General features: G+C 65.4%; 19 protein-coding genes. 10 read left to right on the plus strand and 9 right to left on the minus strand.

The window, feature by feature from the left end; genetic code table 11:
* A partial coding sequence (locus tag AC1DJT_RS14965; RefSeq protein ID WP_476834323.1) for a CGNR zinc finger domain-containing protein occupies positions 1 to 506 on the plus strand: 506 nt, incomplete at its 5' end.
* 174 nt (positions 507 to 680) lie between these two features.
* A complete protein-coding gene (locus AC1DJT_RS14970; protein WP_476834334.1) occupies positions 681 to 1,265 on the plus strand; it encodes a DUF2155 domain-containing protein in 585 nt (194 codons plus the stop codon).
* A 129-nt stretch (positions 1,266 to 1,394) separates the two neighbouring features.
* Here the strand turns inward: AC1DJT_RS14970 and aat are convergent, their stop codons facing one another.
* The 5 genes from aat to AC1DJT_RS14995 all read right to left on the minus strand — a co-directional run bounded on the left by aat (position 1,395) and on the right by AC1DJT_RS14995 (position 5,569).
* On the minus strand, positions 1,395 to 2,069 hold the full coding sequence (gene aat, locus AC1DJT_RS14975) for a leucyl/phenylalanyl-tRNA--protein transferase (RefSeq protein ID WP_476834324.1): 675 nt from the start codon (positions 2,067 to 2,069) through the stop codon (positions 1,395 to 1,397).
* Between the two features lie 169 nt (positions 2,070 to 2,238).
* Positions 2,239 to 3,600 carry an acetyl-CoA carboxylase biotin carboxylase subunit gene (gene accC, locus AC1DJT_RS14980; RefSeq protein WP_441489987.1) on the minus strand — a complete coding sequence of 454 codons (1,362 nt, stop codon included), beginning with the start codon at positions 3,598 to 3,600 and terminating at the stop codon, positions 2,239 to 2,241.
* Between the two features lie 29 nt (positions 3,601 to 3,629).
* A complete protein-coding gene (accB, locus tag AC1DJT_RS14985; protein ID WP_441489988.1) occupies positions 3,630 to 4,088 on the minus strand; it encodes an acetyl-CoA carboxylase biotin carboxyl carrier protein in 459 nt (152 codons plus the stop codon).
* Between the two features lie 82 nt (positions 4,089 to 4,170).
* Positions 4,171 to 4,629, minus strand: a complete 459-nt coding sequence (gene aroQ / locus AC1DJT_RS14990; RefSeq protein WP_113512750.1) for a type II 3-dehydroquinate dehydratase — start codon at positions 4,627 to 4,629, stop codon at positions 4,171 to 4,173.
* Between the two features lie 124 nt (positions 4,630 to 4,753).
* Positions 4,754 to 5,569: a DsbA family protein gene (locus AC1DJT_RS14995; RefSeq protein ID WP_441489989.1), complete on the minus strand. Its 816-nt coding sequence runs from the start codon at positions 5,567 to 5,569 to the stop codon at positions 4,754 to 4,756.
* Between the two features lie 351 nt (positions 5,570 to 5,920).
* Here AC1DJT_RS14995 and AC1DJT_RS15000 point away from each other — a divergent pair, with 351 nt between their 5' ends.
* On the plus strand, positions 5,921 to 7,111 hold the full coding sequence (locus AC1DJT_RS15000) for a pyridoxal phosphate-dependent aminotransferase (protein ID WP_441489990.1): 1,191 nt from the start codon (positions 5,921 to 5,923) through the stop codon (positions 7,109 to 7,111).
* A gap of 90 nt (positions 7,112 to 7,201) precedes the next feature.
* Positions 7,202 to 9,469, plus strand: coding sequence for a mechanosensitive ion channel family protein (locus tag AC1DJT_RS15005; RefSeq protein ID WP_476834325.1), 2,268 nt, complete (start codon positions 7,202 to 7,204; stop codon positions 9,467 to 9,469).
* 4 nt (positions 9,470 to 9,473) lie between these two features.
* Here the strand turns inward: AC1DJT_RS15005 and AC1DJT_RS15010 are convergent, their stop codons facing one another.
* Both AC1DJT_RS15010 and AC1DJT_RS15015 read right to left on the minus strand, forming a co-directional pair.
* Positions 9,474 to 9,839: a hypothetical protein gene (locus tag AC1DJT_RS15010; RefSeq protein ID WP_476768756.1), complete on the minus strand. Its 366-nt coding sequence runs from the start codon at positions 9,837 to 9,839 to the stop codon at positions 9,474 to 9,476.
* 58 nt (positions 9,840 to 9,897) lie between these two features.
* Positions 9,898 to 12,645, minus strand: coding sequence for an Rne/Rng family ribonuclease (locus AC1DJT_RS15015; RefSeq protein ID WP_476834326.1), 2,748 nt, complete (start codon positions 12,643 to 12,645; stop codon positions 9,898 to 9,900).
* A gap of 615 nt (positions 12,646 to 13,260) precedes the next feature.
* Between AC1DJT_RS15015 and AC1DJT_RS15020 the strand changes: the two genes are divergently transcribed.
* The 5 genes from AC1DJT_RS15020 (at position 13,261) to AC1DJT_RS15040 (ending at position 20,209) form a co-directional block, all read left to right on the plus strand.
* Positions 13,261 to 14,541 (plus strand): N-acetylmuramoyl-L-alanine amidase, encoded by a 1,281-nt coding sequence (locus tag AC1DJT_RS15020; RefSeq protein WP_476834327.1) that lies wholly within the window; start codon positions 13,261 to 13,263, stop codon positions 14,539 to 14,541.
* 203 nt (positions 14,542 to 14,744) lie between these two features.
* Positions 14,745 to 17,195: a penicillin-binding protein 1A gene (locus AC1DJT_RS15025; protein WP_476834328.1), complete on the plus strand. Its 2,451-nt coding sequence runs from the start codon at positions 14,745 to 14,747 to the stop codon at positions 17,193 to 17,195.
* 120 nt (positions 17,196 to 17,315) lie between these two features.
* Positions 17,316 to 17,828: a DUF1697 domain-containing protein gene (locus tag AC1DJT_RS15030; protein WP_476834329.1), complete on the plus strand. Its 513-nt coding sequence runs from the start codon at positions 17,316 to 17,318 to the stop codon at positions 17,826 to 17,828.
* 120 nt (positions 17,829 to 17,948) lie between these two features.
* A protein-coding gene (gene prfB / locus AC1DJT_RS15035; RefSeq protein WP_476834330.1) for a peptide chain release factor 2 occupies positions 17,949 to 19,077 on the plus strand; the annotation gives its coding sequence in 2 pieces (ribosomal slippage) (positions 17,949 to 18,017 and positions 18,019 to 19,077; 1,128 coding nt in all).
* A gap of 16 nt (positions 19,078 to 19,093) precedes the next feature.
* Complete coding sequence (locus tag AC1DJT_RS15040; protein WP_476834331.1) at positions 19,094 to 20,209, plus strand: SGNH/GDSL hydrolase family protein; 1,116 nt, start codon at positions 19,094 to 19,096, stop codon at positions 20,207 to 20,209.
* Between the two features lie 284 nt (positions 20,210 to 20,493).
* On the opposite strand, the gene mdoH is transcribed toward AC1DJT_RS15040, so the two are convergent.
* On the minus strand, positions 20,494 to 22,653 hold the full coding sequence (mdoH, locus tag AC1DJT_RS15045) for a glucans biosynthesis glucosyltransferase MdoH (RefSeq protein ID WP_476834335.1): 2,160 nt from the start codon (positions 22,651 to 22,653) through the stop codon (positions 20,494 to 20,496).
* A 5-nt stretch (positions 22,654 to 22,658) separates the two neighbouring features.
* On the minus strand, positions 22,659 to 24,095 hold the full coding sequence (locus AC1DJT_RS15050) for an OpgD/OpgG family glucan biosynthesis protein (RefSeq protein WP_476834332.1): 1,437 nt from the start codon (positions 24,093 to 24,095) through the stop codon (positions 22,659 to 22,661).
* A gap of 508 nt (positions 24,096 to 24,603) precedes the next feature.
* On the opposite strand from AC1DJT_RS15050, the gene AC1DJT_RS15055 reads away from it, so the two are divergent.
* Positions 24,604 to 24,877 (plus strand): NTP transferase domain-containing protein (locus AC1DJT_RS15055; RefSeq protein ID WP_476834333.1); only part of this gene is annotated, 274 nt, incomplete at its 3' end.

The raw sequence follows: 24,877 nt of genomic DNA on the forward strand, positions 1-24,877 counted from the left end.
ATCTGCTCAACACCACGCCGCTGACCGAGACTGGACCGCGGGATCTGCTCGGCGAGCCGCACTCCATGGCGGCGTGGCTTGCCGCGGCTGGGCTGGGGGAGGCGGAGACGCCTGAAACCGGGTTTGAGCTCAAGAGCTTGCGGGAAACCCTTCGCCCGACCTTTGACCTGTTGCGGCAGGGCAAGCCGCTGCCGGAAGGGTCTATCGATGTGATCAACCGCCTGCTCGTGCCGGCGGCCGAGYGTTATCAGTTGCAAAGGGGTGACGAGGGCTACGCGCTAATCTCCGTGGCCGATCGGGGCGTCGGAGCGGCGTCGAGGATCTCGCTGGATTTCGCCCGCTTCGTCTGCGACCACGAGCCGGCTCGGCTCAAGCACTGCGCCAACCATGACTGCGTGATGGTGTTCTACGATCGAGGGCGAAACAACACGCGGCGCTGGTGCACGATGAGCACCTGCGGCAACCGCGACAAGGTCGCCCGCTTCCGGGCGCGCAAGAGCCAATGATGCGGTGCCGCCGCAGGCATCACTGTGGCCCCGCTGCCCTTTTTCCGCTGCGATTGCCGTGTTAAGCCGCAGCCCCCGTCTTCTGGCGGGAGGGGAGATTCGTAGCAGAAGATGCGGTCCGTCAGCAGATTGTCGAAGGTCGCGGCCCTGGCCGCTCCAGCTCTCGCGGCCCTGATGGCCGCCCAGCCTGCGAAGGCCGACCGCATCCGCAATCCGACGGCGGTTTTTGCGGGTCTCGACAAGATCACCGGTCGGATCATCTCCTTCGAGGTGGCGATCGACGAGACCGTTCAGTTCGGTGCGCTGCAACTGACGCCGCGCGTTTGCTGGACCCGCCCGCCGACGGAGAACCCGCAGACCACCTCCTTCGTCGAGGTGGACGAGGTGACCTTCTCGAACGAGTACCGGCGCATCTTCACGGGCTGGATGTATGCCGCGAGCCCTGGTCTGCATGGCGTCGAACACGCGATCTATGATGTCTGGCTCACCGACTGCAAGGGCGGTACCGAGCTCGTGGTCGATCCGAAGGATCCGGAAGCGCCGCCGCCACCGGAAGAGCGCAGGCCGCGCACGCCGCCACGCGACGTCAACCAACTGCCGCCGGGCACCCAACTGCCTCCTGGCACCCAGCTCCCCCCCGGACAGCGCATGGATGTGGCTCCGCCGCGTGGTGTGCCGGTTGAGCCGCGTCAGGCGCCGAGCCAGCGCTTCTTCCCGACCAATCCTGTTCCTGGACGTGATMCCGCCGGCAATAACTGAGGCAGGGGCAAGAGCATGCTGCGAAAAAGTGGCAACGGTTTTTCGCATAAAGCATGCTCTAAACTATAAGAGTTGATCACGCTGCATTTGGACAATTTCGTTCAAACGCAGCGTGATCAAGGGCTGAACTCAGATGAGCTCAGTCAGGGCCTCGCGACCGCCGATGTCCTGGCCTTTTGGCCAGCTCCACCATTCCGCGTCATKGGCGATCGCGGCTTCGAGCAGCATGCGATAGGCCTCGCGTGGCACTTCCTGTGTGCCGAACTGGGCAAGGTGCGTGGTCTGGAACTGGGCATCGAGCAGGCGGTAACCGCCGCGCTTCAGCCGGGCCACCAGATGGACGAGCGCGACCTTCGAGGCGTCAGTCGCCCGATGAAACATGCTCTCGCCGAAGAAGGCTGCGCCAAGGGACAGGCCGTAGAGCCCGCCAACCAACTTTCCATCGCGCCAGCATTCGACGCTGTGCGCGTGCCCGAGTTCGTGAAGTGCGCCAAACAGCTCCCTGATCCGCGTATTGATCCAGGTATCGGGCCGGTCCGGGCGCGCTTCGGCGCAGGCCGCGATGACGTCTTCGAAGGCGGTGTCGACCCGGATCTCGAAGGGATCGGCGCGGAGCTTACGGGCAAGGCGTGAAGGCAGATGGAAGTTCGCGAGCGGGATCACGCCCCTGACCTCGGGCTCGACCCAGAACAGGTTTGGATCGTCGGCGCTCTCCGCCATCGGGAAGATGCCGGCTGCATAAGCGCGCAGCAGGATCTCCGGCGTGATCACGGGCGAGCGTACTGGCGCTGAACGAGCCTTCATGTGCAGATGGGAGCGTGAGCGCGGCGCCAAGTCAAACGCGAAAGCTGCGCTCTTTCGTCATGGCCGGTCCCATCGCGACCGTCCCCGTCACTGTGGCGGGGCTGGCGATCGAGACATCGCAGGATGTCGATGCCCGCCATTGGGCGGGCATGACAGGCCGTGACCGGCGCTATTGTCCCTCGGGCCCCATGCCGCCCGCGGCCAGGAACTTTTCGAGCCAGTGGATATTGTAGTCGCCGTTCAGGATGTCGGGATTGCGCACGAGCGTGCGGAACAGCGGCAGGGTCGTGTCAACACCGTCGACGACGAACTCGTCGAGCGAGCGGCGCAGCCGCATCAGGCATTCCGCCCGGTTGCGACCATGGACAATCAGCTTGCCGACCAGAGAGTCGTAATGGGGCGGGATCGAGTAGCCCTGGTAGGCCGCAGAATCGACGCGGACGCCAAGCCCGCCCGGCGTATGGAACGAGGCGATCTTGCCCGGGGAGGGGCGGAAATTCGCCGGATGCTCGGCATTGACGCGACACTCGATGGCGTGGCCCTCGATGATGATGTCGCTCTGCTTGAGCGAGAGCGGCGCGCCGGCGGCGATGCGGATCTGCTCGTTCACCAGATCAATCCCGGTGATCATCTCGGTGACCGGATGCTCGACCTGGATGCGGGTGTTCATTTCGATGAAATAGAACTCGCCATCCTCGTAGAGGAACTCGATCGTGCCGGCGCCGAGATAGCCGAGATCGGCCATCGCCTTGGCGCAGATCGAGCCGATCCGGTCTCGCTCGCCGGCATTGAGCGCGGGCGAGGGGCCTTCTTCCCAGACCTTCTGGTGGCGGCGCTGCAGCGAGCAGTCGCGCTCGCCGAGATGGATGGCATGGCCGCGGCCGTCGCCAAGGATCTGGATTTCAATGTGGCGCGGCTTCTCGAGATATTTCTCGATATAGACAGCGTCATCGCCAAAGGCGGCTTTGGCCTCGGTTCGCGCCGTCTGGAGCGCCACGACGAGATCATCCTCGCTGCGCGCCACCTTCATGCCGCGCCCACCGCCGCCGGCCGCGGCCTTGATGATCACGGGAAAGCCGATATCGCGCGCGATGCGCAGGGCTTCCGCATCCTCGCTGACGCCGCCCTCCGAGCCGGGGACGCAGGGAATGCCGAGGCGCTTGGCCGTGCGCTTGGCTTCGATCTTGTCGCCCATCACCCGGATATGCTCGGCCTTGGGACCGATGAAGGCGATGTTGTGCCGCTCGAGAATCTCGGCGAAGCGGGCGTTCTCCGACAGGAAGCCGTAGCCGGGATGGACCGCATCGGCGCCTGTGATCTCGCAGGCCGCGATCAGGGCCGGAATGTTGAGATAGCTCTCGCGGGCGCTCGGGGGGCCGATGCAGACGCTCTCGTCGGCGAGGCGCACATGCATGGCATTGGCATCCGCGGTCGAATGGACCGCGACGGTCGCAATGCCGAGCTCCTTGGCCGCGCGCAGGACGCGCAGCGCGATCTCTCCGCGGTTGGCGATCAGGATCTTGTCGAACATCTTCGGCTCGTCCGCGCCCGCTGCCCCGCTCACTCGATCACCAGAAGCGGCTCGCCGTATTCGACCGGCTGCCCGTCCTCGACCATGATCGCCGTGACCTTGCCGGCGCGCGGCGCGACGATGTCGTTGAAGGTCTTCATCGCCTCGACGAGAAGGACCCGCTCACCCGCCTTTACCTCCTGGCCGATCTCGACGAAGGGCTTCGCTTCAGGCGAGGGGCGGCGATAGGCGGTGCCGACCATCGGGGAGGGCACGGTGCCGGGGTGGGCGGCTGCCGACTTGACCTCGACCGGCGCGGTCGCGACCGGTGCATGGGCCATGGCCGGGGCATGCGAGGCGACGGGCACCTGCACGGTTGCGGAGATGGTGCGGGCCACACGGACGCGCAGATCACCCTTCTCGACCTCGATCTCGGACAGGTCGGTCTCGTTGAGGAGCTGCGCGAGTTCGCGCACCAGTTCGGGATCGATCGGGCTCTTGGTCGCCATGGCGGGTTTCACCGTCTTCGTCGTCTTGGTTGAGAGGATGGGCAGCCGCGAGGCGCCACCCTGCTGGATTGAGCCGGCCCGTTCAGGCCGCCGTCTTTTCCGCGCGCTTCTGGAGAAGCGGCACGATCGCGTCGAAAGCAAGGTCGTAGCTGGCGACGCCGAAGCCGCAGATCACGCCAACGCAGACCGGTGCCATGTAGGAATGGTGCCGGAATTCCTCGCGGGCGTGCACGTTGGAGACATGGACCTCGATGGCGAGGGCCTCGGTGCCCTTGATCGCATCGCGCAGCGCGACGGAGGTGTGGGTGTAGGCGCCGGCATTGATGATGATGCCGGCTCCCGCCAGCCCTGCCTGCTGCACGCGGGTGACGAGCTCACCTTCGAAATTGGTCTGGCTGAAGGTCAGCTCGACCCCGGCAGCGGCGGCCCTCGCCTTAAGGCGTTCCTCGACGCCGGCGAGCGTCACCGAACCGTAGGTTCCGGGCTCGCGGGTGCCGAGCAGATTCAGATTGGGTCCGTTCAGGACGTGGACGGCGACCATGGCTCGCGTTGATTCCTCAAGCCGCGAAGCTGCGGCGTCGGCGTCGTCTTAACCGGAACGGCGGGACAGGGGAAGCCTGTGACGCCGGCCTGCGATGAGAGCCACCACAGGCCGGCCGGTTTCATCAGCCGCTGCAGGTGGCCTTGCCGCATTTGCGGACGGCTTCGATCTTCTCCTTCAGCGCCGCGGCGCCAACGGCGCCGAAGACAACTTCGTCACCGATGATGAAGGCCGGAGTGCCGGTCAGGCCGAGCCGATCGCCGAGTGCGACAGTGGACTCGATCGCGGCGCGGGTTGCAGGCGCGTCCATGTCCTTGCGGGCGCGCTCGACATCGGCGCCGGCGTCCTTGGCGATCTCCAGCGCCTTGGCGCCGTTGATCCGGCCCTTGGTCGCCATCAGCTTGTTGTGGAAATCCCAGTACTTCTGGCCCTGCAGCTGGTTCTTCACGGCGATGGCGACACGGCTCGCCTCGACCGAATCGGGGCCGAGGATCGGGAAATCCTTGATCACGACGCGCAGCTTCGGGTCGTCCTTGGCGAGGGTGCGGACATCGTCGAGCGCCCTTTTGCAGAAGCCGCAATTGTAATCCATGAACTCGATCAGGGTGACATCACCCTGCGGATTGGCGGCGATGATCGATGTCGCGGGATCGACGAGGTTCGCCTTTTCGCTGGCGACGGCGCTGCGCTGTGCCTCGGCCTGAGCGACCTGATTGCGGCGCTCGAGTTCGACGAGCGCTTCCTGGATCAGTTCAGGGTTCTTCAGCAGCGTCTCGCGAATGAGATCGGTGACGGCCTTGCGCTGTTCGGGTGACAGGGGCTGTCCCTGCGCCTGAACCGGAGCGGCGGCCAGGGTTACGGCGAGGCCGAGCCCGCCCAAGACCAGACCCGCGCGCCTGATTCCGGCGAAGGCCGGGCGGAGCAGGGTGAACAGAGCCATGTCGTCATCCTTTCGGGCTCGCCGGCCCTTGGCCACGGCAAGCGTTGAACCGGTCATCTTGCGCCCCTTCTCCGCTCTCGCGCGGGCAGCGTCAATTCACAGCTTTGCCAGCGGTTGCGGCGGGAGCATGACCTGACCTGTGCGCAGCGTCGCTMAACACCATTGCGAATGCGATGGTCGGTCACCTCCTGTCGCCGAGTTGGAGACGGGGCAGGCGCAAGCCGGCCTCTCGAAGGAGGCCCCCCGGTCGTCGTCTGTGCCACAAACGGCTTCCCACGCTCCCTCCTGATGCTCTAGGGCACTGCTTCAAGTGGCGGGCGGGGCTCCGCCGGTTCCCGACGCGAGATCTGCATGACAACCGATGTTCACCGCCTAGCGACGCCGCCCGCGCTCTCCGCTCGTGCGGCCGAGGTCGCACCCTTCATCGTCATGGACGTGATGAACCAGGCCGCAGCGATCGAGCGGGCCGGTGGTTCGGTCGTGCATATGGAGGTCGGGCAGCCTTCGGCGCCGACACCGGCCAGCATCCGCGCTGCAGCGGCGCGCGCGCTCGAGCATGGTCGCATCGGCTATACGCAGGCGCTCGGCACCGACTCTCTCAGGGCGCGTATCGCGCGCCACTATCAGGACGCCTATGGCGTCAGCATACCGGCCGAGCGTGTCATCGTGACCACCGGTTCGTCGGGTGGCTTCATTCTCGCATTCCTCGCCTGTTTCCAGCCGGGCGCACGCGTCGCGATCACGGCGCCGGGCTATCCGGCCTATCGCAACATCCTGACCGCGTTGGGGCTGGAACCGGTCGCGATCGAGGTCGGTCCGGAGACCCGCTACGCGCTGACCCCGGACCTGATTGCGAAAGCTCACGCCGAGCGCCCGCTCGCGGGCGTCCTGACCATGAGCCCGGCCAATCCGACCGGCGTGGTGATGGCACCAGACGCGATCGCTGCCGTCGCCGCTGAATGCCGCCGCCTTGGGTTGTGGTACATTTCCGACGAAATCTATCACGGCTTGACCTATGAGACGCCCGCGACGACGGCGCTGAGCGCCGATCAGGACGCGATCATCGTCAATTCGTTCTCGAAATATTACTGCATGACGGGCTGGCGCGTCGGTTGGCTCGTGGTGCCGCAGCGCATGGTGCGCACGATCGAGCGGTTGCAGCAGAATTTCTCGATCTCGGTGCCGTATCTCAGCCAGGTGGCGGGTGAGGCGGCCTTCGATGCGAATGCCGAGTGCGAGGCAATCAAGGCCGGCTATGCCGCCAACCGAGCCTATTTGCTGAAGGCTTTGCCTGAAATCGGCCTGGGCGATTTCCTGCCTGTCGACGGGGCCTTCTACATCTATCTCGACATCGGACGATATTCGAACGATTCCATGGCCTTCTGCCGCGATGTGCTCGAACAGGCTCATGTTGCGATCACCCCCGGCCTCGATTTCGACGGGGGGCGTGGCGCACGCACGGTGCGACTTTCCTTCGCCGGTTCGCTGGCTGAATGCGAGGACGCGGTCTCGCGCTTGGGCATGTGGCTGAAACGGCGCTGAGAGCCTGTAACGATGCCAGCGCGGAATGCTTGCCAAACGGATGTATTCCCGTCCAAGTCATAGGAGAGCAGACAAGGGGAACCGGTTTTGATGCGAGCTTTCTTTGCGTCTTCGCGCGGTCATGCCCTCCCGGCGGCGCTGGTCCTCCTTGCCTTTCTGCTCATCGGATCGGGATCCGCAGCGTTCGCCCAGGCGTCCGGTGACAACAGCGTGACCCTGATCCTGCGCGGGGACGAGGCGCCCGACGCGCTGCGCAAGACCATCACGACGCTGGAGGCGGGGGGGCGCAAGGTCATTCTCCGCATGGCTGGCCCCGGCGAGGCCGTCGCAACTGCACCGGCGGCAGCGGCCACACCTGTCAAGCCCGCGCCTGCGGAAACGCGCGTTGCGGTTGCCGAAACGCGGCTGGAGGAGGTTGCCAACCATTTCGTCGAAGGGTTCGACTATGGCAACGCCTCGATCCCGTCCGCGACGCGCATACCGAGCGACTGGGCTCGCGCCTGGGCCGCAAATCAGAATGGCGCCACGGGAATGTCGGCGGGGGCCCGCGTCCTGCTCGTCCTGTTTGCCGCCACGGCTTTCGCCGTCATCCTCTGGAAAATGACGCGCGGCTTGATCGCCAAGCGCCTGGTGCCGCGGGACGACACGCTCTTCGAACGGTTCGTTGCCTCCTCGATCGGCCTTTTGCACGATTTCGCCGCGCTCGTGGCCCTATGGCTCGCCGGGCGAACCCTGGTGCGGTGGCTTCTGCCGCAGCTCGATTTCGCGCAACACATCGCCACGGCCGAACTTTACGGACTGGGGATGTTGTGGTCGTTCGCGATGGCCGGGAGGTTCCTGCTTTCCCCGGGGAACCCGGCGCGGCGCATCCTGCCTCTGCCGCGCGCCGAACGGCATTTCGGGCTGATCATGATCTATGCCTTCTTCGGGCATATCGTTCTGGTCGTGAACGCGCTCGGCGAAGGCTCGGCGTCGGATCCTGCCTCGATTGCCGGATGGTTCGCGGTGTCCTCGCTCCTGCTGACGGCCTACAAGGTCTGGTGGTTCTGGTACGCACGGCATGACCTTGTCAGCCTGGCGCAGCCCGGCCCCTCGGCAAGCGGCTTGCGCCGCTTGGTTGCTGCGGCGACGCCCTGGCTCTTGATGGCGAGCGCCGTGTTGATCTGGGCCGTGGGCCGCAGCGCCGCTGTCATGCCTGATGGCGCGCACTGGGGCGTCAAGGCGGGGACCACGCAGTTCATCGTCGTGCTTGCTCCGATCGTGGCGTCGGGGCTTGGGGCGCTGATCCGCTCGTGGCTGAACTGTCGCACCGTGGAGCGCGAGCAGACCCCACTCTCGAGTGCGATGGGCAGGACCTTGCAATCGAGCGTGGTGGGCTTCGTCTGGCTCTGCGCCCTCTATTTGCTGGTCCGGCTCTGGAGCGGTTTCGTCATGGACGCCGATGCGCCCGATACCGTGTCGTTCGGTCAACGCCTCCTCAGTGTCGCCTCCCTGGCCTTCATGGGATGGATCGCGCTGACCTTCCTGCGTGCCTTCTTCGATGCCTATACGCCGCGTGCCGTGCATGCAGGGCCGACAGACGAGGAAGCTCCCCCCGACGACCATGTCCCGTCCAGGCTCGGCACGGTGCTCCCGGTGCTGCGCGGTGTCGTGCTCGGGGCCGTGATCGGCCTGACCAGCCTTGTCGTGCTATCACGGCTGGGTGTCGATATCGGGCCCCTCTTGGCCGGCTTCGGCATCCTGGGCCTCGCCGTGTCCTTCGGTTCGCAAGCGCTCGTGCGCGATATCGTCTCCGGCTTCTTCTTCATGGTCGAGGATGCCTTCCGCGTCGGCGAATACGTCGATACGGGGCGGCTCAAGGGCACGGTCGAGAAGATTTCGCTACGCTCGGTACAACTGCGCCATCAGAGCGGACAGATCCATACAGTGCCCTTCGGCCAGATCCCGTCCCTGACCAATGCCAGCCGCGACTGGGCAACGGTGAAGTTCAACGTCCGGCTCGACCGCTCCGCCGATATCGAGAAGGCGCGCAAGACAATCAAGAAGATCGGCCTCGCGTTGCTGGAGGACCCGGAATTCGGACCTCACTTCATCGCGCAGCTCAAGATGCAGGGTGTGGCCGAGATTGCCGACACTGCGATCGTCATCCGGCTGAAATTCACCGCCAAGCCGGCTCAGGCCGGTGCGCTCCAGCGTGAGGCGCTGAAGCGGATGTATCAGGCGCTCAACGATGCCGGCGTAGCCTTTGCCTCGAACGCCGTGACCGTCAGGGGCGGTGAAGGGCAGGCCTCTGCCGGGGCCGCCGCATCGATCACGACCATCCAGCCGCCGACGCCGCTGGCGCCTTCGGCCGGGTAGGGTCTCAACGGCTGGCTTCGAGGATGAAGAAGAAGCCGAAGCCAATGGCTGTCAGCAGGAGGCCAAGCCCGAGTCCGAGGCGGGCGGCAGAAATCTGGGCGACGAGTTGGGTGCGAAAGCCCGCTCGCTCTGCCTCATGCTCACGGCCATGCTTGTGGAATTGGCTGGCATAGAGATCCGGCGTCATCTGGTGGCCGACGGGCCGGTTTTCCTCGAGCTCGAAGCGGATCGCCACGAAGGCGATGAAGAGGCCGAGCAAGCCGACGCCGAACCAGCCGATCGCCTGCAAAGCCAGCCAGGCGAGACCAAGCAGCGCCGCGACGCAGACGACGACGAGCGCCAGTCGCTCAAAATTTCTCGGCGGCGGCATCGACGGTCACCCCCTTAACGAAGAAGGCCGCTGCGAGTGATCGCAGCGGCCTGAAGTCTTACTTGCGTCCGGCGAGCTTGTTCCACCAGCCGCCGCGCTTTGGCCGGTCCGGATCCGGCGGGGTCAGGACGACCGCGACGGGTTCCTCGACGACACGCGGTGCAGGTTCGGGAGCGGGCTCAGCTTCGGAGGTGATCGGCGTCTCGATCGGAGCAGCCGGAGCTTCGACTGCGGGGGCGGGAGCCTCGGCGGCGACGCCGTCCTCGGTGATCGGCACGACCTTCTTGCGTGCCCGACTACGCTTCGGCTTCTCGGCCGGTGCGGCCTCGGCGGCGACGGTCTCCGTCACCCCCTCGGCTGCCTTCGCCGCTTCGGGGGCTGCCTCTTGCTCGGTTTCGGCCTTGGTCTTGCGCGTGCTGCGGCGGGCGCGGCGCGGCTTGGCTTCTTCGACGGCTTCGGCTGCAGCCTCGGCGACAGGCGCTTCGGCCGGCTCGGCTACGGGAGCCGGGGCGGCTTCCGCGACAGCGGGGCTGTCGGCGTGCTCGTCGCCATCCTCGTCGCCTTCATCGCCTTCGGCGTCGCTGCCGCCCTCGATCTGCTGGCCGTTCGCATCGCGCTCGCCACCACGCCGGCGCCGCCGACGGCGGCGGCGCTTGCGTCCGCCGTCCCCACGGGCTTCGCCATCCCCGCGTTCCGCAACGGCGTCTGCCTGGGTAGCGTCTTCCTGCTCGTCTTCGCTTCCTCCGGCAGCCTCCGCCTCGGCTGCTGCATCGAGCGCATCGTCATCGACATGCGCGATCGCCTCGGCCTTGAACGGGCTCGGAACGACGCGGCCTTCATTGCCGACGAACTCGCCGCGCTCGACCTCGAAATAGCGGGTGCCGAGCAGGGTCGCGTCGGCCGAGACCGTGATCGCGACGGCGAAGCGTGTCTCGAGATCGGTGAGATGCGCGCGCTTCTGGTTGAGGACATAGAGCGCCACTTCCGGCCGCGTCCGGACCGAAAGATTGTGCGAGGCGCTCTTGATCAGGGTCTCCTCCAGCGCGCGCAGGATCTGCAGCGCCACCGAGGAGGTCGAGCGGATCATGCCGGCACCCGCGCAGTGCGGGCAGGGGACCGAGGAGCTCTCGAGGACGCCGGTGCGGATGCGCTGACGCGACATCTCCAGCAGGCCGAAGGCCGAAATCCGGCCGACCTGGATGCGCGCACGGTCGTTCTTGAGGCAGTCCTTGAGCTTCTTCTCGACGGCGCGGTTGTTGCGGTTCTCCTCCATGTCGATGAAATCGATMACGATGAGACCGGCAAGATCGCGCAGCCGGAGCTGGCGGGARATTTCCTCCGCCGCTTCCAGATTGGTCTTGAGAGCCGTGTCCTCGATATTATGTTCGCGGGTCGAGCGGCCCGAGTTGATGTCGATCGCGACCAGGGCTTCGGTCTGGTTGATGACGATATAGCCGCCGGACTTCAGCGTGACGGTGTTCGAGAACATCGCGTCGAGCTGGCTCTCGACGCCGAACGAGGCGAAGAGCGGGGTCTGGTCGCGATAGGCCTTCACGCTCTTGGCATGGCTCGGCATGAGCATGCGCATGAAGTCCTTGGCCTCGCGGTAGGCCTCCTCGCCGGCGACATGAACCTCGTCGATGTCCTTGTTGTAGAGGTCGCGGATCGAGCGCTTGACGAGGTTTCCTTCCTCATAGACGAGCGCCGGCGCGACGGAGCCGAGCGTGAGTTCGCGCACGCTCTCCCACATCCGCATCAGATACTCGTAGTCGCGCTTGATCTCGACCTTGGTGCGCGAGGCGCCGGCCGTGCGCAGGATGATGCCCATCCCTTCCGGCACCTCCAGTTCCTGGGCGATTTCCTTGAGGCGCTTGCGGTCCTCGGCATTGGTGATCTTGCGCGAGATGCCGCCGCCCTTGCCGGTGTTCGGCATCAGCACCGAATAGCGGCCGGCGAGCGAGAGATAGGTGGTGAGCGCCGCGCCCTTGTTGCCGCGTTCTTCCTTGACGACCTGGACCAGGATGATCTGGCGGCGCTTGATCACCTCCTGGATCTTGTACTGGCGGCGCGAGTGGCGCGGGCGCTCCGGCATATCGTCCAGGGCGTCGCCGCCGCCGAGCTGCTCCGGCTCTTCCTGCGGCTCGTCGTGGCCGTGGTCGTCGCTGTCTTCGCCGTTCTCGTCCTCGTCATTCTCGGACGGACGGCGCCCTTCCTCGTTGTCAGCGGACGCCTCGCCGACTTCTGCAGAGGCTTCGATCACGGTCTCGAAGGTCAGGGGCGCAGCGTTCTCGACGACGGTCTCGTCACTCGATTCTGCGACCTCCGGTGCAAAATACTCGCCGAAGGCGGGCGCGCCTTCGTTGACCATGGCGGCTTCCTTGCCGTCGGTCTCGACGACATCGGCGCTGACGGTCTCGTCGTTGCTCGCCTTCTTGGCGCGTCCGTCGCGGTCACGCCGGCCGCGGTCGCGGCGGCCGCGCTTCTCGCGGCGTTCCTCGTCGCGCTCTTCCTCGCGGTCGGCGCGTGCCTCCTCGGCGAGCAGGGCCTGCCGGTCGGCCACCGGAATCTGGTAGTAGTCCGGATGGATTTCGGAGAAGGCGAGGAACCCGTGACGGTTGCCGCCATATTCGACGAATGCGGCCTGGAGCGAAGGTTCGACCCGCGTCACCTTCGCCAGATAGATATTGCCCCGCAGCGGCTTGCGGCTGGCAGATTCGAAATCAAATTCCTCGACGCGCGAGCCGCGCACCACCACGACCCGGGTCTCTTCCGGGTGTGTTGCGTCGATAAGCATCTTGTTGGCCATAAGAGATTTCCATTGGCGCAGCCGCCGACAGGACCCGCCGGGCTGCKGAAGGATATCCGCTGCCGCGGGCAGGGGCGCCGCGCATGAGCCGGCATGAACCGGCATGTTGCAGGAGGGAGTGAGGGATCAGGACGCGATGGCGGATCGGGAAGCCTGCCCGGGCAAAAAGCCCGCCGCAGTCCCGAAGGTATGGACGATGCACCGATGAGCTAAGCGGCGTCGTATGCCCCGACATCTGACCTAACCTGCAGTGCGTGCGTCGAAGACGATTGCACCGCGTTTGCACGCTCGCGAAAGACTGCCATGCGTCGAACCTCATGCCTGACGCAGGCCGTCCGCGGACGATCCGTTGGCGGCTGCCCTGCCGCGACAAGTCCTGTAAGGGCCTGTCGCTTCGCCGTGTCCCGGACGCCAACGGATCCTCGAATCCGGATGCGCGCTACGGGTGGCTTTGCAATGCAACCACCCCCATTACAGACAGGTGACAGTGATTTGCAAGTCACATCGCTTGGGCAACATCATGGCGGTGGCGCCGGGGCGGTTCTCGCCATCACAATTGCGTGGTAACCGGCTGTTAAGCTTCTGCGTCGCTATGGTTAAGCCTTGGTGACGCCAATGGGATCCATTCGCCTGACGTTCCATTCCCACAGCGCTGGCCTGAACCGGCTGACGGTTTCAGGCGTGGTCCGTCTGATGCTCGGGTCCTGGTTGATTCTAGCGCCATGCGCGCCGGTAAACGCCAATCCTGCGCCCAGGCCTGCAAACGAGTTTCCAGTCGCGACCGATGCCAGGATCGAGCAGGCCGGTGAGGTCGTCAGGCTCACCATGGCGCTCTCGCGTCCCGTCGAGATCAGCGCCTCGGTGATGGCCGCGCCCGATCGGGCGGTGATCGACCTGCCATCGGTCAATTTCCAGGTTCAGCCGAATACGGCGCGCAAGAATGCCGGCTTCGTCAGCGCCTTCCGTTTCGGGATGTTCACGGCCGATCGTTCCCGCATCATTCTGGATCTCGCTCAGCCAGCCGTGGTCGCGAAGGCCGAGGTCCGCAAGGTGCGCGGCGGATTCGGCGAGTTGGTCGTGGAGTTGAAGCGCGCAAGCCGGGCCGAGTTCCAGGCAGCTTCGGTGCGCCCGGCTCCGCAGTCGCAGGAGGGGCCGGCGTCTCAAGTGCCCAAGCCGCACGGCGAGACACGCCAACTCGTGGTGATCGACCCCGGACATGGTGGGATCGATCCCGGTGCCGTGGTTGCCTCGATCGCCGAGAAATCGGTCGTCCTCGCCTTCGGGCTGGCTCTGAAGGAGCAACTCGAAGCCGGCGGCCGCTATCGGGTGATGATGACGCGCGATGACGATACCTTCGTACCATTGGGGCAGCGCGTGAAGATCGCCCGCGCCGCCGGCGCCGATCTCTTCATCTCGATCCATGCCGATTCGCTGACGCAGGCGCAGGATGTGCGCGGCGCAACGATCTATACCGGCTCGGAGCGCGYCACCGACGCCGAATCGGCCCGGCTCGCCGCCAAGGAAAACCAGGCTGATGCCGTCGCGGGCCTCGACGCGGCCGAGGATGTGCAGGACGTCGCGGGCATCCTGATGGATCTCGCCAAGCGGGAAACCCGGACATTCTCTTCGGTCTTCGCGCGAAATCTGGTCGAGAAGCTCGGCGGTTCGGTCAAGCTGCACAAGGTACCCTTGCGTTCCGCAGGATTTCGTGTCCTGACCGCGCCGGATGTTCCCTCCGTGCTGATCGAGCTCGGCTATATGTCGAGCCCCAAGGATGCGGAGTTGCTGAATTCGCCATCCTGGCGAGCGCAGGCAGTCGGGGCGGTCCACAACGCGATCGATGGCTATTTCACCAGTACGCTTTCGGCTGGAAAAGCTGCCGCGAACCAACGTTGAGACCTGTTGATGCGGTTGGCGAAGATTGTGGTCGTTAGGCCACGGTTCCGCCATCTCAGCCGTGTTATAGACCTGATTTGGAAGCGACGAGGACGAGAGCTGGGAGCGAGACGGTGGCAGCCGTTTCTTGCACGAGATCGGCTCTGTTGCGGCGAACCCGGCGAGACCGGTCACTGCACAGCAATCAGGGGCATGGGCCTTAGATGCGGTTTATTCTGCGACTCTTCGGGTGGCTATTCGCTGCGGGCACGATCGTATTCGTCATCGGCGCGGTCGTGGCCGGCGGGTTCATCTGGCATTATTCGAAGGATCTGCCCGACTCGGCGCAGCTGCGGAACTATGAGCCGCCGGTGATGAGTCGCGTGCATGCCGGTGACGGCAGCCTGATCGCCGAATTCGCCCGCGAGCGCCGCCTCTATCTGCCGATCCAGGCGATTCCCAAACTGGTCGTAGACGCCTATCTCTCGGCTGAGGACAAGAATTTCTACAAGCATATGGGTGTCGACCCTGAAGGGCTTGTCCGCGCTGCGATCACGAATTTTCGCAACCGCGCCTCCGGTCGCCGGCCGCAGGGCGCCTCGACCATTACCCAGCAGGTTGCGAAGAACTTCCTCGTCGGCTCGGAGCAGTCGCTGGAGCGCAAGATTCGCGAGGCGCTGATCGCGCTGCGCATCGAGGGGACCTATTCCAAGGACAAGATCCTCGAGCTCTACCTGAACGAGATCTACCTCGGAGCTCCGGCGCCAGGGCAGGGCAGCTACGGCGTTGCCGCTGCCGCACTGAATTATTTCGGCAAGTCGGTGCACGAGCTGAACTTGCAGGAGGTCGCCTATCTCGCGGCTCTGCCCAAGGCTCCGACCGACCTTCACCCCTTCCGCAATCGCGAACGGGCGATCGAGCGTCGCAACTACGTGCTCGATCGCATGGCGGAKAACGGCGTGGTCAAGCGCGAGGAGGCCGAGGCCGCCAAGAAGCAGCCGCTCGGCGTCAACCCGCGTACGGTTTCACCCAACAACATCGCGGCCGGCTATTTTGCGGAAGAGATTCGTCGCGAGCTGCAGGATCGCTATGGCGAGAAGAAGTTGCTTGAGGGCGGCCTTTCCGTGCGCGCCACCGTCGATCCCAAGATGCAGCTGCTTGCCCGCAAGTCGCTGGTCGACGGGCTCGTGCGCTTCGACGAGGCGCGCGGCTGGCGCGGTGCCATCCAGAAGCTCGACATCAGCGCGCGCGACTGGGGCATTGCGCTCGGCGACTTGCCGGTGCTCGGCGACGTGGCGCCCTGGCGCCTTGCCGTCGTGCTCGATGTCAGTGGCGACAGCGCGCGACTCGGCCTGCATCCGGGACGCGAGAATTCCGGTCATCTCCGGACCGAGCGCGATACCGTGACGCTGACGGGTGACGGCATCCGCTGGACCCGACGCGCCCGCGTCGCCCAGGCCGTCTCGGTCGGCGATGTCGTCTATGTCGAGCCGATTGACAGCAGGCCCGGCCAGGTCCGCCTGCGCCAGATGCCCGAGGTCAACGGTGCCATCACCGTGATGGATCCGTATTCCGGCCGCGTGCTGGCCATGGTCGGCGGCTTCTCGCATGACCAGTCGGAGTTCAACCGCGCGACGCAGGCGCTGCGCCAGCCGGGCTCGTCCTTCAAGCCGTTCGTCTACGCCACTGCGCTCGACAACGGCTATACGCCGTCGAGCATCGTGCTCGACGCGCCGATCGAGGTCGATCAGGGCGGCGGCCTCGGTGTCTGGCGGCCTGAGAACTATGATGGCAAGTCGACCGGGCCACGCACCCTGCGCTACGGCATCCAGTTCTCCAAGAACCTGATGACGGTCCGCCTTGCCAAGGATGTCGGCATGCCGCTGATCGCGGAATATGCCCGTCGCTTCGGCATCTATGACGACATGCTGCCGGTGCTCTCGATGTCGCTCGGCGCCGGTGAAACCACCGTGATGCGCATGACGGCGGCTTATTCGATGCTGGTCAACGGCGGCAAGCGCATTCGCCCGACCTTGATCGACCGCATCCAGGATCGCTTTGGTGGCACGATCTATCGTCACGATCAGCGCGTCTGCGAAGGCTGCAATGCTGACAAATGGGCGAGCCAGAAGGAGCCGCGCCTGATCGACAATCGCGACCAGGTGCTCGATCCGCTGACGGCCTACCAGATGGTTTCACTGCTCGAAGGCGTGGTGCAGAACGGCACGGCGCAGGTGGTCAAGTCGGTCGGCAAGCCACTCGCGGKCAAGACCGGCACGACCAACGAGGCCAAGGACGTCTGGTTCGTCGGCTTCTCGCCGGATCTCGCGGTCGGCGTCTATATGGGCTTCGACAAGCCGAAGTCGCTGGGCAACTCGGCGACGGCCGGCCAATATGCCGCTCCGATCTTCCGCGACTTCATGATGGCTGCGCTGAAGGACAAGCCGGCGACGCCGTTCCGCGTGCCGGCCGGCATCAAGTTGATCCGCGTCGATCCGCGCAGCGGCATGCGTGCCGGTGGCGAAGGCGGCATTCTCGAAGCCTTCAAGCCGGGTACCGCTCCGCCCGACAGCTACTCGGTCATCGGTGCTGCGGGTGAGGGTGGCGGCGCGCCGTTCAACGTCTCTCCCGGCGGCGGGCGCAGCGTCGGGTCCGGCACCGGCGGCCTGTACTAGATCCGTTATCGCCGGCGTGGGAGCGAAGGCCAGATCGGCCCCGTGCCTCGCGCCGGCGTTCTGTATCCCGGCCGGCGAGGGCGCCGGCATTGGGCCGAACTCTGCATGCGGCGAGACGCCATGACGGCCTATATAGCCCTGTTGCGCGCGGTTAATGTCGGGGGAACGGGAAAACTCCCGATGACCACTTTGAAGGCGATGTGCGAGGAAGCTGGCCTTAGCCAGGTGCGCACCTATATCGCCAGCGGCAATGTGGTGTTCACGAGCGATGCGGACGAAGCGCAGATCAAGTCGGTGCTCGAGGACAAACTCCGGACCCATGCGGKAAAGCCAGTCGGTGTGCTGGTCAGATCTGCAGCCGAGATGTCCGGGGTGCTGGCGCGCAATCCCTTTTCGGACAAGCCGGGTAACCGCACGGTGGCGATCTTCGTCGACGAGCCGCTTCCCGCTGACACCCTGGACCATGCCCGCGGTATCCGGGGTGAGCTGATGCATCTCGCCCAACGCGAAGTCTATATCTTCTATGGCGACGGGATGGCGGATTCACGCTTGCGCATTCCGGCCTGCGACCCCGGCACGGCGCGCAACATGAACACGGTGGCGAAGCTCGTGGAGATGACTGCACCTCTCTGATGGCCTCGCGCAGGCTGGAAAACATTCTGTGCCGTTTACACCCGCGCCTTTCGCCCCTATCTGAACAGCTCCGTCCGGCATGCCGGATCGAATCCCATCAAGGAAAGCTCTGCCGGCATCATGCGTCCTGAAGTTCAGACCCAACTTGATAACGCCAAGCAGTCGATTGGACTGCTGAGGAGGCATCTTTGACTGGGATGTCGCACAACGACGCCTCGCGGAGCTGAACGCGCTTTCCGAAGGCCCCACCTTCTGGGATGATGCCGAGCAGGCGCAAAAGCTCATGCGCGAGCGGACCTCGCTCGAAGACCAGATCAACGGCATCCTGAAGCTCGAGCGCGATCTCGACGATGCCCTGACGCTGATCGAGCTGGGCGAGATGGAGAGTGATCCCGCCTCCATCACGGAAGGCGAGGTCGCGATCAAGGCTGTCGAGCAGGAAGCGGCACGCCGGCAGGTCGAGACACTGCTCTCCGGCGAGGCCGACATGCTCGACACCTATGTCGAAATCCATCCCGGGGMCGGCGGTACCGAAAGCCAGGACTGGGCCGAGATGCTGCTGCGCATGTACCGGCGCTGGGGCGAGCGGCGGAAGTTCAAGGTCGAGATGCTCGACTATCAGGATGGCGATCAGGCCGGCATCAAGTCGGCGACGCTGCAGTTCAAGGGCCACAATGCCTATGGCTGGCTGAAAACCGAATCGGGCGTGCACCGGCTCGTGCGCATCTCGCCATTCGATTCGAACGCCCGCCGGCAGACCAGCTTCGCATCCGTCTGGGTCTACCCCGTCGTCGACGACCGGATCGTCATCGACGTCAAGGAATCGGATTGCCGGATCGACACCTACCGCGCCCAGGGCGCCGGCGGGCAGCACATCAACACGACCGATTCGGCGGTGCGCATCACGCATATCCCGACGGGGATCGCGGTCACCTGCCAGCAGGAGCGTTCACAGCACAAGAACCGCGCCAAGGCGTGGGACATGCTGCGCGCCCGCCTCTACGAGGTCGAGCTGAAGAAGCGCGAGGAAAAGGCGAATGCCGAGGCGGCCTCCAAGACCGATATCGGCTGGGGCCACCAGATCCGCTCCTATGTGCTGCAGCCCTATCAGCTGGTGAAGGACCTGCGCACCGGAGTGAGCTCGACGGCGCCGTCGGACGTGCTCGATGGTGATCTTGACCCGTTCATGGAGGCGTCGCTCGCGCAGCGCGTCTATGGCACCGAGGTCGAAGTCGAGGATATCGACTAGAGCAATGAGCGGGAGCATGACGGTGGAGAAACCTCGCTCCCGCCTGCGCAACGGCCTGATCAATCTTGGCGTGTCGCTGGCCAGCCTGCTGGTGTTTCTCGCGTTTTGCGAGCTTGTTCTGTTTCGCTTCGTGCTGCCGGGCAGCGACGTGCCGCGCAACGACTTCGCCAATGAACTCGTGCGCTATGCTCCGAACCAGACCGGCGTCTGGCGCGTGCGCGACGAGATCGCGGCGCCATTCTCGATCAACGCCAAGGGGTGGAATTCGCCCTTGCCGGATTATCCGGCCGAGCGCATTCCCGGGCGTCGACGGGTCGCCTTTGTCGGCGACAGCTTCGTCGAGGCCCTGCAGGTTCCGGTCGGGCGCAGCGTCGCCGACGTGATTCAGGGTGGCCTTGCCAGCGCGGGCCCCGTCGAGGTCTACCGCTACGCCATCGCCGGGGCACCCTTCAGCCAATATATCCAGATGATCGACCGTGAGGTGCTGGCGGCGAGGCCGGACCAGATCGTCGTGCTGCTGGTCCATAACGACTTCGACGAGAGCTTCGTCTTCACGCCGGGCCGGTATACGTCGAGCTTCCTGAAGCTGCGTGTCGAGGGCGGCAAGGTTCTAGGCGAGATCGCGCCTGAGCCCTGGCGTCCCCGCGCCGTGGAGTGGCTCAGGCAGACCGCGACGGCGCGCTATTTCCTCTATCGCTGGCAGGTGCGCCCGCAGGCTCTGCTGGATGCGTTCCTCGGGCCGGCCCAGGCCGAAGATACGCGCTTTGCGGCCAATATCGATGTCGCGTCGGTGCTGAGTCGCGAGGCCGATATCCGCGCCGCGACGGATTACATGATGGTCCGCCTTGCGGCGCAGGCCCGCAGTATCGGCGCCCAGTTGCTGGTGGCCATGGATGGCGATCGCAGCGCGATCTACGCCGGCCGCCCCGACAGCCCGGCGCTGAAGCTCAACCGTATCGCCGCCGAGGCCGCGTCACGGGCGGGGATCGCCTTCCTCGACCTGCACCMCGTCTTCGCCGAGGACTGGGCTCGCAACCAGCGGCGATTCGAGTTCGCGGCGGATGCTCACTGGAACGAGAATGGCCACGCCGTCGCCGCTCGGGCGATCCAGGATGTCCTCACCAGGCAGTGAGCAGCCCGAGGACTTAAGCGCCAGACGGCGAATGCGCGTTGGCACGAGGCTGGTGATTTCGGCTGGGATGATGCGGAACCGCGGATCTTCCGGCGACCGGAAAGCCCAGGGAACCCTGACTGGGCCAGTGAAGGCTCTCTTCCCGCATGGGCCCCAGCTCCGAGCCGCCGAAGCCGCCCGGCCGGGATGCTGGCTCGAATGCAGCGTGCTATGCAGGGCAGACGACGCCCGGCGATCTGTTTCCCATCCCCCGCCGTCGCTCCGAAACTGACGAGCTTCCCCGTTTAGTCCTTCGACGGCTGCAACGAGGACAGCAAGCCAACCAGAGCGCGGTCGTGAAGCACGACCATACGTTCCCTCGGCTTCAGCCAGATCGCCGCCTCGTCGATCGTTTCCGCGTCGACCAGCTTTGCCTGTGCGACGGCGCGCTCGGGCTCGACTTCACCGCGGCGGCGCGGATGCCCCTCGGGGAGCATCATGTCGTGCTCGGCACGCAGGCGCGGATCGGCATGCAGCGCCTTGAGGCCGTCGGCTTCGTCGAAGCCCGCMTTGGCGAATTCCTCCTGCAGCGCATTGGCACGCAGCGCGATCGCCGGCGGGTCGCCTTCCTCCGGCGTCACCAGGAGCTTGTGTCGCTTCAGCCAGAGCCCGAGCGCGAGCTGGCCCGATGCCCAGGACAGCGGAATGGCCAGCACGAGACCCACGATCGTCGGCGACATCCAGGCGAAGAGCGAGGTCGCGATCATGAAGGCCGAGATACCGGCGATGGCGCCGAGTGCGGTGTGCATTCGGTGGCGCCGGATGATGTCCTTCAACGGAATCGAGCCGTCGTCGCGGCGCTGCGGGTTCCAACCCGTGTCGCGTCCGAGCAGGATCTGGAAGACCGAACCCGATTGGATCAGCATCATGATCGGCGCGAAGAAGGCGGAGAACAGGATCTCGAGCAGCGACGAGAGAATCAGCCGGATGGTACCGCCGCAGGCGCGCCGCAGCTTGCCGTCGAACAGGGTCAGCAGCAGCCCAAAGAGCTTTGGTGCGAGCAGGATCGCCATGGTGAGGGCGAACAGGTTCAAGGCGCGCTCGGGGTCGAAGCGCGGCCAGACCGGGAAGAGCGTGAACTCCTGGGTGAAGTATTCAGGGCGCGCGTAATTGACCTGCAGCACGATCAGGATGCCGACCACGAGCTGCATCAACCAGAACGGCGAGGCGAGATAGCCCATGATGCCGGTGGCGAAATGCTGGCGCGTCGACCAGACGAAACCCTTCGCGCCGATGATGCGCGAGTGCTGGAGATTGCCCTGCGCCCAGCGGCGGTCGCGCACCGAGATGTCGATCAGCGAGGGCGGGCTCTCCTCATAGGAGCCGGTCAGGTCGGGAAGCATATAGACCGACCAGCCGGCGCGGCGCATCAGCGCGGCCTCGACGAAGTCATGGCTCAAGACATGTCCGCCGAAGGGCGGCTTGCCCTTCAGATCGGGCAATCCGCAATGATCGGCGAAGGCCTTGGTGCGAATGATCGCGTTATGGCCCCAGTAATTGCCGTCGCGGCCCGACCACATGGCGAGGCCGGTCGCGATCACCGGTCCGTAGACCCGTGCCGCGAATTGCTGCAGCCGCGCGAAGAAGGTGTTGCGATTGATGATCAGCGGCAGCGACTGGATGATTCCTGCGTCGGGATCGGCCTCCATCGCGGCAGCGAGGCGCACGATGCAGGTGCCGGTCATCAGGCTGTCGGCGTCGAGCACGACCATGTGCTCGTAGTCACCGCCCCAACGGRTGACGAAATCGGCGATGTTGCCGGCCTTGCGGTGATGGTTCTTCGGGCGGTGCCGATAGTAGACGCGCGCGCCGGGGCCGAGCCGTTCACGCAGAGCGAGAAAGGCGCGCTCCTCGGCGATCCAGACATCGGGATTGGTCGTGTCCGAGACGATGAAATAGTCGAAATGCGCCCCGAGGCCCGTGGCCTCTACCGATTCCCGGATCGCGGCCAGCGCCGCGAAGGTTCGCGCCGTCGACTCATTGTAGATCGGCATCACCACGACGGTGCGATGCTGCAGGGATTCCGCCCGATCGGTCCGGCCGGTCCTAAGCAGCAGGCCGAAGAACCCCATCAGCGCGCTGGTGAAGGCGAGTGCGATCCACGAGAAATTGACCGTGAACAGCAGCAGCAAGACATACTGCAGGAAGGTCGTGCGGCTGACCGACACGACATGGTACATTTCCCAGGCGCCATAGGCGGTGAGCGCGAGACCGCCGCCGAAGACGAAGAGGCGCTTCAGCCACGGCGTCGTCCAGGCCAATGGTGCGGCGGGCTTGCGGCGTTCCGAGGCCTTCCAGCTGCGGAAGGACTGGACCGGCATCACCAGCCGGTTCTCAGGCGGGGTCGCTGCCTCCGGACGGGGCAAGCCCGGACGGGGAGCGGTTTCGACCGCGCGCGGCGGCATCTCGGTCACCACGTCCATCGATTCAACCACGTTTCCGATACGGGCTGGCCGCCGGCTTCGAGCACAAGGCGCAGTTCGGAGAGATTCTCATTGCCAGGGTCGACCTCGAAGCGGACCCGCATCAGCTTGCGTTCCGGATAAGGCCAAAGACGCAAACCATGGATCGCCCCGGTCGTCGCCGTGATATTGGCGCGCGTCGCCGCAACCACAGCGGGGTCCGCCAGCTTGTCACCTGTGAACTCGACCATGAACCGTCGACGTCGACCCTGCGTGCCGCGGCCTTGACGCATGCGCGTGGCCAGGGCGAGCGGTGGTCGCTCAGGTGGCTGCCAGCACCAGGCCTGGCGATAGGCGATCGTGGTTTCGCTGCCCGCGGCGATTGGCTGGCGCGGCCGCCAGTAGGAAATGATGTTGCTGTTGATGTCGGAATCGCTTGGGATCTCGATCAGCTGGACTGAACCGGCTCCCCATTCTCCAAGCGGCTCCATCCAGACACTGGGGCGAAGCTCGAAGCGCTGGTCGTCATCCTGGAACGCTGCCGGATCGCGCTCCCGCTGGACGAGACCGAAGCCGCGCGGATTGGTGTCGACGAAAGAAGAGACCTGCAGATTGGTCGGGTTGCTGACCGGGCGGTAGATCCATTCGCCGGCGCCRGTGAGCATCTGGACGCCGGAGACCTCGTGCACGGCCGGGCGGACGTCGTCGAAGGTCCGGCGGCTCTGAGGCCCCGACATGAAGGTTCCCGTGGTGCAGCCGAAGCCGACATGGTCCAGCACCTGCCGCGCGAACAGGGTCATCTCGACATCGATGAATGTGACGTCGCCGGGGCGCAGAGTCATCCGGACCGCACCTGACAGGCTCTCGGAATCGAGCAGGGCGTGAATCACGAGCATGCCCGATGCCGGATTGGGGMGCTCGATCCAGAAGGCGCGGAAGAAGGGAATCTCCTCGCMCCGCGTCTCGCCGGGACGCAGGATCAGCGCGCGCGCCAGCGCACCGAAGTTCTGGCCGCGCGCCACGGCGCGGAAGAAGGTCGCGCCCTGGAAGATCGCAACCTCGTAAGGCCGCTCGAGCCCGGCGGAGACCCGGAAGCCGGAGAACTGCAGATCGACGCCCGCTGGGGGGGGAGCAACCTTGCCATAGTCGAACTTGCCGCGATCGAACGCAACGCGGCGCACGACATCGTCTTCGACCGTGAACAGGCTGACGGGAGCAGAAAAGACGTAGCCGCGATGCAGCGGCTCGACCGTGAAGCCGCGGTTCTCTCCAGCCCAGATCAGGCCGCCGGGTTGCGCACGAATCCCGGAGAACTGGTCGAAGGGCAGGGTGGCGTAGCCTTCGGGCAGATCATTGGTCGTCACCGGAACCATCGGGCGCCGCGACAGCATGCGGGCGGCCTCGACAACCAGTGCGGCATCGAAACGCTGACCTTCCGCGATCACCGACTGTACAGTTGCGGCCCAGCTGGCCTGAGAAAATGCAGGGCTCGTGCCCATAAGCGGCGCGGCGGCGAGGCTGTACGCCGCACCCTCCAGAAACCATCGGCGATTCAAGGATTTCGACATTATTTCCAACATACGCGGGCGGCGCAGTCGCACCCCAGCGCTTCTAGATCATTTCCCGGCTGGCTGAAAAGCGGTCGCCGCTTAAAAATTGCGTGCGGCCAGCGACTTGGGCAACGCGTTTGCGTTGCCGGCGGAAAGGTATTGCCATTGCGTCTCGCCCCTCGAATACGCCKGCCGAAGATCTCTCCGGAGGTTTTGGCAAATGCCATCAGGATCGGCTATCCACGGCGACCGCAATGCCACCATGCACCAAATCGCCCACGCGACACCGTCAGGGTCACGGGAGCGAAAGGCTAGATCCGCAGGGAAGCCGACAATCATGACCGAAATACAGCCCGGACGTACCTGCCTTGCAGTTATTCTCGCCGCGGGCGAGGGCACAAGGATGAAATCGCAGCGCCCGAAGGTGCTGCATGAGATGGCCGGCCGCTCGCTGCTCGGTCATGCGCTCGCGGCAGTTGCTGCGGCGGGGGCAGATGCGGTCGCGGTGGTGATCGGGCCGGATCGGCCGGACGTCGCAGCCGAGGTCGAGGCGCTCCTGCCGTCGGCACGCGTCTTCGTCCAGGCCGAGCGCCGCGGCACGGCGCATGCGGTGCTGGCGGCGCGTGCGGCGCTGGCCGAGGGCTATGACGATATCCTCGTCGCCTTCGCGGATACGC

The sequence above is a fragment of the Allobosea sp. 05T422_2 genome (assembly GCF_056396265.1).

What these genes read in the sequence shown, in the direction of transcription:
- accC (WP_441489987.1), bottom strand. Translation starts at nt 3,600, where the DNA reads ATGTTCGACAAGATCCTGATCGCCAACCGCGGAGAGATCGCGCTGCGC.
- AC1DJT_RS15010 (WP_476768756.1), bottom strand. Translation starts at nt 9,839, where the DNA reads ATGCCGCCGCCGAGAAATTTTGAGCGACTGGCGCTCGTCGTCGTCTGC.
- AC1DJT_RS14995 (WP_441489989.1), bottom strand. Translation starts at nt 5,569, where the DNA reads ATGGCTCTGTTCACCCTGCTCCGCCCGGCCTTCGCCGGAATCAGGCGC.
- AC1DJT_RS15005 (WP_476834325.1), top strand. Translation starts at nt 7,202, where the DNA reads ATGCGAGCTTTCTTTGCGTCTTCGCGCGGTCATGCCCTCCCGGCGGCG.
- AC1DJT_RS15000 (WP_441489990.1), top strand. Translation starts at nt 5,921, where the DNA reads ATGACAACCGATGTTCACCGCCTAGCGACGCCGCCCGCGCTCTCCGCT.
- aroQ (WP_113512750.1), bottom strand. Translation starts at nt 4,629, where the DNA reads ATGGTCGCCGTCCACGTCCTGAACGGACCCAATCTGAATCTGCTCGGC.
- accB (WP_441489988.1), bottom strand. Translation starts at nt 4,088, where the DNA reads ATGGCGACCAAGAGCCCGATCGATCCCGAACTGGTGCGCGAACTCGCG.